At 63.1% G+C, this 13,955-nt stretch carries 11 protein-coding genes; 1 reads left to right on the top strand and 10 read right to left on the bottom strand.

Annotated elements, in window-relative coordinates; translation table 11 throughout:
• Positions 1 to 41: 41 nt before the first annotated feature.
• Positions 42 to 5,183, top strand: coding sequence for an NEL-type E3 ubiquitin ligase domain-containing protein (locus IB241_RS21545; protein WP_225595647.1), 5,142 nt, complete (start codon positions 42 to 44; stop codon positions 5,181 to 5,183).
• Here IB241_RS21545 and ureC read toward each other — a convergent pair.
• The 10 genes from ureC to urtB form a co-directional block, all read right to left on the bottom strand.
• Entirely contained in the window at positions 5,168 to 6,868 is a 1,701-nt protein-coding gene (ureC, locus tag IB241_RS21540) for an urease subunit alpha (protein ID WP_192300223.1), read from the bottom strand. The two genes, IB241_RS21545 and ureC, sit on opposite strands and share 16 nt — an antisense overlap.
• Positions 6,869 to 6,997: 129 nt before the next feature.
• A complete protein-coding gene (locus IB241_RS21535; protein ID WP_185705172.1) occupies positions 6,998 to 7,303 on the bottom strand; it encodes an urease subunit beta in 306 nt (101 codons plus the stop codon).
• Positions 7,300 to 7,833 (bottom strand): GNAT family N-acetyltransferase, encoded by a 534-nt coding sequence (locus tag IB241_RS21530; RefSeq protein ID WP_192300222.1) that lies wholly within the window; start codon positions 7,831 to 7,833, stop codon positions 7,300 to 7,302. The genes IB241_RS21535 and IB241_RS21530 overlap by 4 nt, the downstream gene beginning before the upstream one ends.
• Positions 7,834 to 7,838: 5 nt before the next feature.
• Positions 7,839 to 8,351, bottom strand: coding sequence for a GNAT family N-acetyltransferase (locus IB241_RS21525; protein ID WP_192300221.1), 513 nt, complete (start codon positions 8,349 to 8,351; stop codon positions 7,839 to 7,841).
• Between the two features lie 9 nt (positions 8,352 to 8,360).
• On the bottom strand, positions 8,361 to 8,663 hold the full coding sequence (locus tag IB241_RS21520) for an urease subunit gamma (RefSeq protein ID WP_192300220.1): 303 nt from the start codon (positions 8,661 to 8,663) through the stop codon (positions 8,361 to 8,363).
• 177 nt (positions 8,664 to 8,840) lie between these two features.
• On the bottom strand, positions 8,841 to 9,674 hold the full coding sequence (locus IB241_RS21515) for an urease accessory protein UreD (RefSeq protein ID WP_192300219.1): 834 nt from the start codon (positions 9,672 to 9,674) through the stop codon (positions 8,841 to 8,843).
• Positions 9,675 to 9,705: 31 nt separating this feature from the next.
• A complete protein-coding gene (urtE, locus tag IB241_RS21510) occupies positions 9,706 to 10,404 on the bottom strand; it encodes an urea ABC transporter ATP-binding subunit UrtE (protein WP_192300218.1) in 699 nt (232 codons plus the stop codon).
• A gap of 133 nt (positions 10,405 to 10,537) precedes the next feature.
• Positions 10,538 to 11,371 carry an urea ABC transporter ATP-binding protein UrtD gene (gene urtD / locus IB241_RS21505; RefSeq protein WP_192300217.1) on the bottom strand — a complete coding sequence of 278 codons (834 nt, stop codon included), beginning with the start codon at positions 11,369 to 11,371 and terminating at the stop codon, positions 10,538 to 10,540.
• Positions 11,368 to 12,435 carry an urea ABC transporter permease subunit UrtC gene (gene urtC / locus IB241_RS21500; RefSeq protein ID WP_192300216.1) on the bottom strand — a complete coding sequence of 356 codons (1,068 nt, stop codon included), beginning with the start codon at positions 12,433 to 12,435 and terminating at the stop codon, positions 11,368 to 11,370. The genes urtD and urtC overlap by 4 nt, the downstream gene beginning before the upstream one ends.
• A complete protein-coding gene (urtB, locus tag IB241_RS21495) occupies positions 12,435 to 13,937 on the bottom strand; it encodes an urea ABC transporter permease subunit UrtB (protein WP_192300215.1) in 1,503 nt (500 codons plus the stop codon). Before urtB ends, urtC begins: the two co-directional genes overlap by 1 nt.
• Positions 13,938 to 13,955: the final 18 nt, after the last annotated feature.

Here is a 13,955-nt window from a genome sequence, read left to right as displayed (position 1 = left end):
CCTAGGATGACCTTCTTTCACTCCTGAAGGTGGGTCATCCCATGCCCGATTCCCAAGCCCCTAGCTCCTCATCCCTGCTCATGCCAGGGGAACAGGGGCAGCACTACGCGTTTATCCGTCAGGCCATCGCGCCATGCCTGGTCCAGTCTTCGCCGCAACGCCGCAGCGCCCTCAAACAAACGCCCGTGCAGATACCCGCGTGGTATGCAGCCGCTACCGATGCTCAGAAGGACCGGCTCAAGGCACTGATGCAAGCGCGCTGTGAGTCGCTCAATGCACTGGAGAAAACCCTTGGCAAGCTGCAAACGGTGCACGCTTTTTGCCAGCCCCTGCTGGAAAAAGCGCTGCAAGAGGCCGGTTACCCACTGGACGTCAATCGCACCTGGTTGCGCCTCTACAGCCCGGCCGAGGATGGGTTTGGGGTCAGCACGGAGGGCTTCAAGGTCAAGACGTTTTCCCTGTTGCAAGGGGCGCTGAATAATTTCTCGGCGCAGGAGGCCGAGAGTGGCTTTTTCAACGCCGCCTCCGGGTTTATCAATGAGCCCGACACGCTCGGGCATTTCGAGCGCCACGCCACGACGCTCAAGATCGAGGTCTTCGTAAAACTGTGTCGCGACCTGGACCTGGGCGCGCGCTACCAGGCCCACCTCAAGAGCACGTTGTATCCCGACCAGGTCGTGGCCGAGGGCGTGCTTCGCGAGCGCTACCTGCGTTACCAGAAAGATGCCTTCCTGGCAGCCGCCTACCTGGCGCTACTCAAGGGCGATATCGGCGACAGCGACCATGGGCTGTTGCTGAAAGTGGCGGCCGGCCAATCACCGATCAGGGTGGGTGACAAACAGATCTGGTACCGCACGCCGTGCCTGATGAACCTGCACCTGAACGATTGCCTGATCATCGATCCCTGCGTCAAATACCACTATTCGGATTGGTTTATCGCCTACATCCCCGATGACCCTGACCACCCCATCAAGCGCTATGCCTCCTTCGATGAGTTCGAACGGGCCATGACCCGGCGGTTGATGGCTGGCAGCCCCCGTGACACCTCAGGCACTGACTATGCGCATTTCTTCAGCCGGTTCGTGGCCTACAAGGATCGGCCCTATTACTTCCGACGCCTGACCGAACTGGTGCTGGACGCACCGCCACAGCCCTTCGCCATGCAATGGCTGCGTTCGGAATGGGGCCGGGTGGCGCTGAGCCTGGTCGCACCACGGCTGTCGCCGATCGAGTCGATTCTCGGCGAGCCGCAACCGTACCGGCGAGACCCGCTCAAGGACCCTCGGTTCAACATCAACGCCGATGCCATCAATGGCCCATGGGACGAAGTCGACTTGTGGCCACAGCGCTTTGAGAGCCTGCGCAAACGGATGCTCGATGATGGCCTGGCCCAGGCGATCCCCACCGCCGATGCTGATGCCGCCAGCCGCAGCCTGCGCCTGGCGCACTACCTGAATATCGGCCTGTTTGCGGTCAACCTGGTGGCAATGGCGGTGCCTCCCTTGGGGGCGGTGATGTCGGTGGTCATGGTCGGGCAGATGCTTTATGAGGTGCTCGAAGGAGTGGTCGAGCTCAGTGCCGGTGACCGCGAAGCCGGGTGGGCGCATATCAGCGATGTGCTGGAGAGCCTGGCGCAGGTGGCGGTGGGCGCGGCGGTTTTTCACGTGGCCGCATCGCCTTTTATCGAGAACCTCAAGTCGGTGCAGTTGCCCAGTGGCAAGACGCGCCTATGGAAGCCCGACCTGTCTGCCTATGAGCACGTCGGCCCGCTACCTGTGGTGTCGGTGTTGGATGAGCAAGGGCTTGTCCGGGTGGGCAGCAAGCGCTATCTGACCCTGGACGATCGGCGTTACGCCGTGGGCCAGGACCCGGTTACGCAGCGTTATCACCTTGAGCACCCGACTCGTCCGGACGCCTATCGACCGCGACTGGTAGCGAATGGCAGCGGTGCCTGGAACCATGAGTTGGAGCAGCCGTTGACTTGGCAAGGCGCCACACTGATGCGCCGCCTCGGGCCGGTGGTCGAGGGGTTCAGTGATGCCACGCTGGAACAGATCCGCCAGGTCAGCGACATCAGCGAGGCAAAATTGCGCCGGGTGCATGTGGAGGGGGAGCCGGTGCCGGCCATCCTGCTCGATACGATTCGGCAGTTCCGGGCCTACGACGGTGCGGTCAAAGTGGCGCAGGGCATTGGTGACGGGGCGTTGCCCGAAACGCTGTGTGGTTACGCCGCGGTGTTGGCGGTGGAGTTGCCGGGCTGGCCCGACGGCAAGGCAATCGAGGTGTTTGCCGACGAGACGCTGAGTGGACCGTCGGCCAAATATGGAAGCCTGGACGCCTCCGTCCGGGACACCCTGCAGATCCGGCGCGCCGAGCTGATGGCCGGGAAACTGCCGGAGCGCATCCATGGCTTTCTGGATGAGGCGCAAATGGATCGGCTGGTGGGGCGCTACACATCTCGTGAGGCGGGTGCACGTATCGGCGCGGTGCAAAAAGCCTTGCAAGAACGTGCGATTTTGGCGCGTGAGCGCCTGATGCGTAGCCTGTACACCGAACAACAACCCCTGACCGATACGGCGGTGGCGCTTATACAACGCAACTTCAAGAGCCTGCCCACCCTGATGGTGCGCGAGTTGTTGGCCGAGGTTGCGCCCGCGCAGCGCGAAGCCCTCACCAGCGCTGCGCGGGTGCCGCTGCACCTTGCCGAGCGCGCGCGGGTGCTGCAACAGCGAGTGCGACTGGTCCACGCCTACGAAGGTTTGTATCTCGAAGGGTTGGCCAATCCCGACACCGAAGCGTTGGTGCTCAACAGTCTGGAGAACCTTCCCGGCTGGACAGAGCCTCTGCGCCTGGAAGTGCGTGAGGGCGAATTCGAGGGTGCCTTGCGCGCCAGCTATGGTGCGCAAGATGCGGCCGAGCGCAAAGTGCTGGTGCACAAGGCACCGGGGCGTTACCAGGCATTTGATGGGCGCGGGCAGGCGCTGCACGGCGTCAACGGACTGTTTGGTGCCTTGCAGCACGCGCTGCCGGACGCGCACCGTAATGCCATTGGCCTGCCCCATGTGGGGCAGGGCGAGCAGTTGAAAGGGCTGATCCTCGAAAAGGCGTTGCCTCGCCAGAACCTGCGTCGCGTGCTGGGCATGCAGCCGGAGCGTAAGCCCTTCTTCAGGTGGCCTTGGCGTTTATCCGACAACCGCTTGGGCTACCCGCTGAGTGGGCGTGGCACCGTGACGTGGCGGCGCCTTATCGAGGAGCGTGTGCGCTCGTTGTACCCGAGCATGAACCCGGCGCAGTTGAGCGAGTACCTGCAAGGTCGCAACCTTGAGGACGACCGTTGGCTCAAGGCCCTGGAAACCGAGTACAAGCAACTGGAAAGCACCTTGAGCCGCTGGTTGGTGGAGGGGCCGAGGGACCGCGCCACCTTGCGTGTGCGCCGCAGGATCTACGACACCTTGCGCGACGTTTGGCGCAAAAGTGCGGAATGGGACACCGACATCAGCGGCAACTACCGCGGCCAGCGCATCCGTCTGGAAGACCCGGCACTTGGCGCGCAGCTGGCGACGCTGCCTGCCTTGCCGGGCAACTTCGATCATGTCTCCAGCGTCTACCTGCCAGGCTGCGGCCTGACTGACCAGAGCATCGCCTTCCTGTCGAGCTTTCGGGCACTGCGCACGCTCAACCTGGAAAACAATGCCCTGACGCGCTTGCCGGATGTGTGCGCGAACATGCCGCGCATTGAAGGCCTGGAACTGTCGGATAACGCGATTGTATTGACGAGCGAGACGGCACTGCACATCCGTGCCATGCACCGGATTGAAGGGCTGGCCCTGCAGGGAAATCCACTGTCCAGGAACATCGACATCAGTCGCATGCCCCGCCTGACGTGGTTGTACTTGTCGGGCAGTGGTTTGCGCGATTGGCCGGTGGGCCTGTTTGCCTTCCATCGACCCCGGCAGTTTCTGCTTGATCTGAGTGGCAATCACCTGAGCAGCATTCCCGATGTCGCCCCAGGTTCCGATCGGGCACGAATTCTCGCCAGAACCGTCGTGACGCGTGACTGGCTCACACCCCAGGTGCGCAGCACCCTCAGTCTCTATGTTGAATCAGTAGGCCTGGACCCCGCCCGGCGCTTTCCGCCACGCGGCGTGCAAGATAGCGCGCATTGGATGAGCGGCATGACGCAACAGCAATGGTTGAGCAAACAACCCATCTGGAATGACCTTGAAGAGGCCATTGGCAGCGAAGCGTTTTTTGACGAGATCCGCAAACTGAGTGTGTCATCGGACATGTTTCACCCCGATTACAAGATCGATTTGACCGCCAAGGTCTGGCGCATGCTCGAAGCGATGGCCAGCGACACGGCGCTGCGCGAGCGGCTCTTTGAGATGGCCACCGCGCCCACCACCTGTGTGGATGCGGGCGCGCAGTTGTTCAATGCGATGGGGATCGAAGTCATGCTGCGCGAAGCGCAGGACTTGCCGGATGCCGGCCTGATCGCCCTTGAGATGCTCGAACTGGCCAAGGGCAAGGCGCGGCTGGATGAATTGGGCCGTATCGCCCACGCCCGGGTGGGCGAATTGCTGGCCCAGGGGCGCAGGTTTCCCCAGTACGACGCGATGGGAGACTTGGTGCAGCAGTATGACGACCAAGGAAACGCTGTGCGCAGCATTGATGAGGTGGAGGTTCATTTGGCGTACGCGACCGGGCTGGCGGACCGCCTGGACCTGCCCTGGCAGTCCAAAAGCATGAGGTTCGAGGAACCCGATGTAACCTCGAAAATGCTGGATGCCGCCTACACCCGCGTTATTGCGCTGGAGCGGGGCAACCTGCTGCGTGAAGGCATCATTGAGCAACCGTTCTGGGCTGACTATGTGCAGGTGAATTTCCCCAGGGAGTTCGATGCCGTGAGTGCAAAGAATGAAGCCCTGATCAACCTCTACTCCGCTCAACAAGAGCTGGCGGGTGACGGTGGTTTGACTGCGCTGGAAAAGGCCGACCTGCGCGCGACTATCGACACATCGGCGCAGATATTGGGCAAATCGTCGTCGCAGGCCACCCCGGAGCAGGTGATGAGCGACGACGAGTATTTCGCCGACATGGCCAGCCTGGGCGAGGAGCACAAGAACGTGCTGCGCAGCGTGACAGACCGGGTCATGGGGCGATCGTCTCAGAACAGGAAATAGCGCTGCGCCATTGGCAGTACCTCGGCCGGTTCGCACCATAGCAACACGCCGTCGGCCTTGACCTGGTAGGTCTGTGGGTCCACGTCGATGTCCGGCAGGTAATCGTTGTGGATCAGGTCGGTTTTCTGCACGTCGCGGCAGCCCTTTACCACGGCAATCTGCTTCTTCAGCCCCAGGGCCGCGGGCAGTCCGGCGTCATGGGCGGCCTGGCTGATAAAGGTCAGGCTGGTGGCGTGCAGCGAGGCGCCGAAGCTGGCGAACATCGGGCGGTAGTGCACCGGCTGCGGCGTGGGGATCGAGGCGTTGGCGTCGCCCATCAGGCTTGAGGCGATCGCACCGCCCTTGAGGATCAGGGTCGGCTTGATGCCGAAAAACGCCGGGCGCCACAGCACCAGGTCGGCCCACTTGCCCACTTCGATGGAGCCGACAATGTGGCTTACGCCATGGGTGATCGCCGGGTTGATGGTGTACTTGGCGATGTAGCGCTTGGCGCGGAAGTTGTCATTGCCGGGGCCGTCGCCGGGCAGCGGGCCGCGCTGCTTTTTCATCTTGTCGGCAGTCTGCCAGGTGCGTGTGATCACCTCGCCGACGCGGCCCATGGCCTGGCTGTCGGAACTGATCATGGAGAACGCGCCGAGGTCGTGCAGGATGTCTTCGGCGGCGATGGTTTCGCGGCGGATGCGGCTTTCGGCGAAGGCCACGTCTTCGGCAATGCTTGGGTCGAGGTGGTGGCAGACCATCAGCATGTCGAGGTGTTCGTCGATGGTGTTGCGGGTGAACGGGCGTGTCGGGTTGGTCGAGCTGGGCAGCACGTTGGCGAAGCCGCAGGCCTTGATGATGTCTGGCGCGTGACCGCCGCCGGCACCTTCGGTGTGATAGGTGTGGATGGTGCGGCCCTTGAGCGCGGCGAGGGTGGTTTCGACGAAGCCCGACTCGTTGAGGGTGTCGCTGTGGATCGCCACCTGCACGTCGTAGTCGTCGGCCACGCTCAGGCAGTTGTCGATGCTTGCGGGGGTGGTGCCCCAGTCTTCATGCAGCTTCAAACCGATGGCGCCGGCCTTGACCTGTTCGATCAACGGGTCCGGCAGGCTGGCGTTGCCCTTGCCGGTGAAGCCGATGTTCATCGGGAACGAATCACTGGCCTGGAGCATGCGCGCCAGGTGCCATGGGCCCGAGGTGCAGGTGGTCGCATTGGTGCCGGTGGCCGGTCCCGTGCCGCCGCCGATCATGGTGGTGACGCCGCTGGTCAGCGCTTCTTCGATCTGCTGCGGGCAGATGAAATGCACATGGCTGTCGATGCCGCCGGCGGTGAGGATCATGCCTTCGCCCGCGATCACCTCGGTGCTGGCGCCGATGGCCATGGTCACGCCGGGCTGGATGTCCGGGTTGCCGGCCTTGCCGATCGCATGGATGCGCCCGTTCTTGAGGCCGACGTCAGCCTTGACGATGCCCCAGTGGTCGATGATCAGCGCGTTGGTGATCAGGGTGTCGACCACTTCACTGGCGAGCAATTGGCTCTGGCCCTGGCCGTCGCGGATGACTTTGCCACCGCCGAATTTGACTTCTTCGCCGTAGACGGTGAAGTCCTGTTCGACTTCGACGAACAGTTCGGTGTCGGCCAGGCGGACCTTGTCACCGACGGTGGGGCCGTACATGTCGGCGTAGGCTTGGCGGCTGATTTTCATGTGGTTGCCCTGAAATATTTGTGTTGAATGTGAGACTGCTTTCGCGAGCAAGCCCGCTCCCACATGGAGTCGGTGTTGTTCAAGCGAACGCGGTCAAAATGTGGGAGCGGGCTTGCTCGCGAAGAGGCCCTAAAGATCACCCATGATCCGCCCGGCAAACCCAAACACCCGCCGACCCCCACTCAAGTCCACCAACTCCACCTCGCGACTCTGCCCCGGCTCAAACCGCACCGCCGTCCCCGCCGGAATGTTCAAGCGCATGCCACGGCTCGCCGCGCGGTCAAACGTCAGCGCGTCATTGGTCTCGAAAAAATGGTAATGCGAACCCACCTGGATCGGCCGGTCGCCACTGTTGGCCACGCTCAGGCTGATCGTACGGCGGCCGACGTTGAGTTCGATGTCGCCAGGCTGGATCTGATATTCACCAGGAATCATGAGGGTTGCCCCAGGGTCTTGAAGTAGATGGCGGTCGGGCTGTAGCGCCCGTCCGGGCTTTGGCAGTAGTCGGGCAACTCACCGATCTTGGTGTAGCGCAACGACTGGTAGAACGCTTCGGCCGGTGAGCCGGCCTCGGTGTCCAGGTACAGCAGGCCGCGCTTGTACTGGCGTGCGGCGAGTTCCAGGGTGTTCATCAACTGTTGGCCGAGGCCGTGGCGCCGTGCGCTGCTGTGCACCAGCAGTTTTTGCACCTCGGCGCGGTTCAAGCCGTTGGCCTTCTGGCACAGCGCCAATTGCACGCTGGCGATCACGTGTTCATCGCGTACCACCACCCACAGCAACAGGCTGGCGTCTTCGATGCTCGCCTGCACGCCGCTCAAATAGGTGCGGGCCTGAGCCTCGTCGAAGTCGGCCATGAACCCGACCGACGCGCCGTGCCTGACCGCGTCCAGCAACAGCTCGATCAAGCCCAGGCGGTAGTGGGCAAAACTTTCAGCATTGACTCGACGCAGTTGTGTAGCGCTCATCGATCTCACTCCTTGGGCGGCTCGGCACCCGGGTTCAACGCCAGTTGCATGAAGGTCAGGTCCAGCCAGCGGCCGAACTTGATGCCCACCTGCGGCATCTGCCCGGTGGTGACGAAGCCCAGGCGCTCGTGCAGGCGGATCGAGGCCTGGTTGCCGCTTTCGATGGCGGCGACCATCACGTGTTTGCCAGCGCTGCGCGCGCGCGCGATCAGGGCTTGCATCAACAGCGGGCCAAGGCCCTTGCCGCGCTGGTCGTTGCGCACGTACACCGAGTGTTCGACGCTGTAGCGGAAGCCTTCGAAGGGCCGCCAGTCACCGAACGAGGCGTAGCCGGTGACTTCACCGTTTTCCACCGACACCAGGATCGGATAGCGCTGCGCCTGGCGGGCGTTGAACCAGGCTTGGCGGTTAGCCAGGTCCACGGGTTGCTCGTTCCAGATCGCCGTCGTATTCAGCACCGCATCGTTGTAGATGTCGCGGATCGCCGGCAGGTCGCTTTCAAGTGCATCACGAATCATGGCCGTGCCTCACGCGATGGGCTGGTGGACGGTGACGAGCTTGGTGCCGTCGGGAAAGGTGGCTTCCACCTGGATGTCCGGGATCATTTCCGGGATGCCTTCCATCACTTGTTCGCGGCTGAGCAGGGTGGTGCCCAAGTGCATCAGGTCGGCCACCGTGCGGCCATCGCGGGCGCCTTCCAGCAGCGCGGCGGAGATGTAGGCGATGGTCTCCGGGTAGTTGAGCTTCACGCCACGCGCGAGGCGACGCTCGGCGACCAGGCCGGCGGTGAAGATCAGCAGTTTGTCTTTTTCCCGTGGGGTCAGGTCCATGGTTCAAGGTCCTTAATCAATACATTCTCAAATACACCAGAGATCACATGTTGAGAGAGCTTGTGTGGGAGCGGGCTTGCTCGCGAATGCAGTGTGTCAGTCAATGCATCTGTTGCTGATCCACCGCATTCGCGAGCAAGCCCGCTCCCACACAAGCCGATTCCCATCTTTGGATCTTCATGTGCTCCAGATTCGTGGGGCGACCGCTTCGCGACCCAGTACGGCAGGGCGCAGCAATTTCCATAAATCAATCAGCCATGCCCTTGCCACCAGCGCCTCAGCGGCCAGGCAGCGGGCCACCAGCAAGCCGGGCAATTGCGTCAGGTCGCCGCGCACCGCATGGGGCAAGGCGCGGCATTGTTCGAGCAGTTCAGGGTCGATGTCACCCGTGAGCAGCAACGTGGCAAACACCGGTTGTCCGTCCAGCCCGATCGGCGAGTCGAGCAAAGCGTCGGCGCCGACAATGCGCTGGCGCTCATGCCAAAGCAACTGGCCGTCGCGGCGGATGTCCAGGTGCGATTGGAAGTGCCCCAGGTCAAAACGCTCGCCGCTGGCCGGGCGGCCGAGGGCGATCACGTCCCAGTAGAACAGGCGTGCATCGCCCTGCAGCGCGATGCGCGTGGTGAGTTCGGCCTGGGCCGCGCTGAATACGATGGTTTCCTGGGGCAGCCATTCCAGGGTCGCGCCGGTTTCAACCGTGAGCTCGAGTTGTTGAAACGCCGGGCCGCTGGCGCGATACCACTTGGCCGCGCCGGGGCTGGTCAATTGCGCCCAGGCGCCGCTGCCGACGTGGGCGCTGATGTCCAGGCGGTCACCGCCGGCAATCCCGCCGGGCGGGTGCACGATGATGTGCTGGCACACCTCGGGGCCTTCGGCGTACAGGTGTTTTTGCACACGCAGCGGGCCGAGGTGGCGGCGCATCACCGGGCGCGTCGTGTCGCCGAAGCGGGCGTAGCCGAGGTTGAGCTCGGCGTGCCAGCTGGGGGTGAACAGGGCAGAGGGCAGGTTCATGTCGTTGTGCTTATCGTTAGGACGCTACAGATTAGATCGTAACCAGGCCGCGTACACCTTCGCTTTCCATATTTTCGCCACGGCCCTGCTGCACGATTTCGCCACGGGACATCACCAGGTACTGGTCGGCCAGTTCGGCGGCAAAGTCGTAGAACTGCTCCACCAGCAGGATCGCCATGTCGCCACGCTCGGCGAGTTTCTTGATCACCGCGCCGATCTCCTTGATCACCGAGGGCTGGATGCCTTCGGTGGGCTCATCGAGGATCAGCAGGCGTGGACGGCTGGCCAGCGCGCGGCCGATGGCCAACTGTTGCTGCTGGCCGCCGGACAGGTCGCCGCCACGCCGGTGTTTCATTTGCAGCAGCACCGGGAACAGCTCGTAGATGAAGGCCGGGACTTCCTTGGCTTCGGCACCGGGGAAGCGCGCCAGGCCCATCAGCAGGTTTTCTTCCACCGTCAGCCGCCCGAAAATCTCCCGGCCCTGGGGCACATAGGCGATCCCGGCATACACGCGCTGGTGCGGCTTGAACGTGGTGATGGCCTTGCCTTCCCAGTTCACCACGCCTTCCTTGGCGGGCAGCAGGCCCATCAGGCATTTGAGCAAGGTGGTCTTGCCCACGCCGTTACGCCCGAGCAGGCAGGTGACTTCACCGACTTTCACATCAAATGAAAGCCCACGCAGGATGTGGCTACCGCCGTAGTACTGGTGCAATTTTTCGACTTGCAACATCTTCCAACTCTCCTCAAATCCCTTGTGGGAGCGGGCTTGCTCGCGAATGCGGTGTGTCAGTGAAAGGTGTAGTGACTGATACACCGCATTCGCGAGCAAGCCCGCTCCCACATAAAGCAAGTGCTTGTCTGGGTTAGCGACCGAGGTACACCTCAATGACGCGCTCGTTTTCCTGTACCTGTTCCAACGACCCCTCGGCCAGCACGCTGCCCTGGTGCAACACGGTCACATGGTCGGCAATCGAGCCGACAAACCCCATGTCGTGCTCCACCACCATCAGCGAATGCTTGCCCGCCAGGCGCTTGAACAGTTCGGCGGTGAACTCGGTTTCGGCGTCGGTCATGCCCGCCACAGGTTCGTCGAGCAGCAACAGTTGCGGGTCCTGCACCAGCAGCATGCCGATTTCCAGGAACTGCTTTTGCCCGTGGGACAACAGCCCCGCCGGGCGCTGTGCCGAGGCGCTCAGGCGGATGGTGTCGAGCACTTCATCGATGCGGTCTTTCTGCGCACCACTCAGGCGCGCACGCAGGCTGGCCCATACGGATTTGTCGGTCTTCTGAGCCAGCTCCAGGTTTTCGAACACGCTCAAGGCTTCGAACACCGTGGGTTTCTGGAACTTGCGGCCGATACCGGCCTGGGCGATCTGCACTTCGCTCATGCCCGTGAGGTCGAGGTTTTCGCCGAACCAGGCGGTGCCGTGGCTGGGCCGGGTCTTGCCGGTGATCACATCCATCAGGGTGGTCTTGCCCGCGCCGTTGGGGCCGATGATGCAACGCAATTCGCCAACGCCGATGTACAGGTTCAGGTTGTTGAGCGCCTTGAAACCATCAAAGCTGACGCTGATGTCTTCCAGGGTCAGGATGGTGCCGTGGCGCGTATTCAGGCCCGGGCCTGCCGCCTGGCCAAGGCCGATGGCCTCGCGGCCACTGCCTGCGTCGAAAATAGGTTCCAGCATGACGTTCCTCATTTCTTCAGCAGACCGATAACGCCCTTGGGCAGGTACAGGGTGACGATGATGAATAGCGCCCCGAGGAAGAACAGCCAGTACTCCGGGAATGCCACGGTGAACCAGCTCTTCATGCCGTTCACCACCCCGGCGCCGAGCAGCGGGCCGATCAGCGTGCCGCGCCCGCCGAGGGCGACCCACACGGCCGCTTCGATGGAGTTGGTCGGCGACATTTCACTGGGGTTGATGATGCCCACCTGCGGCACATACAGCGCCCCGGCCAGGCCACACAGCACCGCGCTCAACACCCACACGAACAACTTGAAGCCCCGCGGGTCGTAGCCGCAGAACATCAGGCGGTTCTCGGCGTCACGCAGCGCGGTCAGCACCCGGCCGAACTTGCTCTGGGCCAGGCGCCAGCCGATGTACAGGCTCGTCACGAGCAACAGCACCGTGGCCACGAACAACACCGCCCGCGTGCCCGGCTCGGTAATGCCGAAACCAAGGATGCTGCGAAAGTTGGTGAAGCCGTTGTTGCCGCCAAACCCGGTCTCGTTGCGAAAGAACAACAGCATCCCGGCAAAGGTCAGCGCCTGGGTCATGATCGAGAAGTACACGCCCTTGATCCGCGAGCGGAAGGCGAAGAAACCGAACACCAGCGCCAGCAAGCCGGGGGCCAGCACCACCAGGCACAGGGCCCAGAGGAAGTGGTCGGTGCCAGCCCAATACCACGGCAGTTCGGTCCACGACAAAAACGTCATGAACGCCGGCAACTCATCGCCGGACGCCTGGCGCATCAGGTACATGCCCATTGCGTAGCCGCCCAGGGCAAAGAACAGGCCGTGGCCGAGGGACAGCATGCCGGCGTAACCCCACACCAAATCCAGGGCGAGGGCGACGATGGCGTAGCAGAGAATCTTGCCCACCAGCGTCAGGGTGTAGGCCGACACATGCAGCGGGTTGTCCGGCGCCAACAGTGAGAGCAACGGCAGTGCCAGCAGCAGCGCGAGGATCACCGCGCCCACTGCAATCGTCACCTTGGGGCCGGCCTTTTGCGTGGCCGTGAGCATCAATGGTTGGTTCATCAGTCGATCACCCGTCCTTTCAGTGCGAAGAGTCCCTGCGGGCGTTTCTGGATAAACAGAATGATCAGCGCGAGGATCAGGATCTTGCCAAGCACGGCACCGATCTGTGGTTCGAGAATCTTGTTGGCTATCCCCAGGCCAAACGCGGCCATCACGCTACCGGCCAACTGGCCGACGCCGCCCAATACCACCACCAGGAACGAATCGATGATGTAGCTCTGGCCCAGGTCCGGGCCGACGTTGCCGATCTGGCTCAGCGCCACGCCGCCCAGGCCGGCAATGCCGGAACCGAGGCCGAACGCGAGCATGTCCACGCGCCCGGTCGGCACGCCGCAGCACGCCGCCATGTTGCGGTTCTGGGTGACGGCGCGCACGTTGAGGCCCAGGCGCGTCTTGTTCAGCAGCAGCCAGGTCAGCACCACCACGCACAGGGCGAAGGCGATGATCACGATGCGGTTGTATGGCAGCACCAGGTTGGGCAGCACCTGGATGCCACCGGACAACCACACGGGGTTGGAGACTTCGACGTTCTGCGCACCGAACACCAGGCGCACCAACTGGATCAGCATCAGGCTGATGCCCCAGGTGGCGAGCAGGGTTTCCAGGGGGCGGCCGTACAGGTGACGAATCACCGTGCGCTCCAGCGCCATGCCGATGGCGGCGGTGACGAAAAACGCCACGGGCAGCGCAATCAGCGGGTAGAACTCGATGGCCTGCGGCACGTAGCGCTGCATCAGCATTTGCACCACGTAGGTCGAGTAGGCGCCGAGCATCAGCATCTCGCCGTGAGCCATGTTGATCACGCCGAGCAGGCCGAAGGTGATCGCCAGGCCGAGGGCGGCGAGCAGCAGGATCGAGCCGAGGGACATGCCGCTGAAGGCCTGGCCGAGGATCTCGCCAAACATCAGCTTGCGTTTGACCTGGGCCAGGCTGGTCTCGGCGGCGGTGTGCACGGCGGCATCGGTTTCCACGCCAGGAGCGAGCAGCGCTTCAAGGCGCGTGCGCGCCAGCGGGTCGCCGGTGCTGCCGAGCAGGCGCACGGCGGCGAGGCGCACCACGGGGTCGGCGTCGACCAGTTGCAGGTTGGCCAGCGCGAGGCTCAGCGCGGTATGCACGTCTTCGTCGGTTTCGGCGGCGACCCGCTGGTCGAGGAATTTGAGCTGCGCAGGTTGCGCGCTTTTTTGCAGGGTCTGGGCCGCGGCCAGGCGCACCTTGGGGTCGGCGGCGAGCAGTTGCTGGCTGGCTTGCACGTTGTCGATCAAGCCGCGCAGGCGGTTGTTCAAGCGTACGGTTTTGGTTTCGCCGTTGAGGTTGAGTTGGCCTTGTTCAAGAGCGTCGACCAATTCGATGCGCGCCGGGTCGGGCTGGGCAGCCCAGTCCTGAAGGAGCTTGGCTTGCTGGGCCGGGTTGGCGTTGATGAAATCTTCGGCGTCGCTGGCGTGTGCGGCCAGAGGCAGCAACAGCAGCGCCGTGATAATGAAACGGTACAGGGCAGTAGGCATAACAAAGTGTCCTGATCA

It is taken from the genome of Pseudomonas sp. PDM05, from assembly GCF_014851685.1.
GTDB lineage: Bacteria > Pseudomonadota > Gammaproteobacteria > Pseudomonadales > Pseudomonadaceae > Aquipseudomonas.
Note: the sequence above shows the minus strand (reverse complement) of the source record. Positions and strands in the feature narration are given on the sequence as shown.

What these genes read in the sequence shown, in the direction of transcription:
- IB241_RS21545 (WP_225595647.1), top strand. Translation starts at nt 42, where the DNA reads ATGCCCGATTCCCAAGCCCCTAGCTCCTCATCCCTGCTCATGCCAGGG.
- ureC (WP_192300223.1), bottom strand. Translation starts at nt 6,868, where the DNA reads ATGAAAATCAGCCGCCAAGCCTACGCCGACATGTACGGCCCCACCGTC.
- IB241_RS21535 (WP_185705172.1), bottom strand. Translation starts at nt 7,303, where the DNA reads ATGATTCCTGGTGAATATCAGATCCAGCCTGGCGACATCGAACTCAAC.
- IB241_RS21530 (WP_192300222.1), bottom strand. Translation starts at nt 7,833, where the DNA reads ATGAGCGCTACACAACTGCGTCGAGTCAATGCTGAAAGTTTTGCCCAC.
- IB241_RS21525 (WP_192300221.1), bottom strand. Translation starts at nt 8,351, where the DNA reads ATGATTCGTGATGCACTTGAAAGCGACCTGCCGGCGATCCGCGACATC.
- IB241_RS21520 (WP_192300220.1), bottom strand. Translation starts at nt 8,663, where the DNA reads ATGGACCTGACCCCACGGGAAAAAGACAAACTGCTGATCTTCACCGCC.
- IB241_RS21515 (WP_192300219.1), bottom strand. Translation starts at nt 9,674, where the DNA reads ATGAACCTGCCCTCTGCCCTGTTCACCCCCAGCTGGCACGCCGAGCTC.
- urtE (WP_192300218.1), bottom strand. Translation starts at nt 10,404, where the DNA reads ATGTTGCAAGTCGAAAAATTGCACCAGTACTACGGCGGTAGCCACATC.
- urtD (WP_192300217.1), bottom strand. Translation starts at nt 11,371, where the DNA reads ATGAGGAACGTCATGCTGGAACCTATTTTCGACGCAGGCAGTGGCCGC.
- urtC (WP_192300216.1), bottom strand. Translation starts at nt 12,435, where the DNA reads ATGAACCAACCATTGATGCTCACGGCCACGCAAAAGGCCGGCCCCAAG.
- urtB (WP_192300215.1), bottom strand. Translation starts at nt 13,937, where the DNA reads ATGCCTACTGCCCTGTACCGTTTCATTATCACGGCGCTGCTGTTGCTG.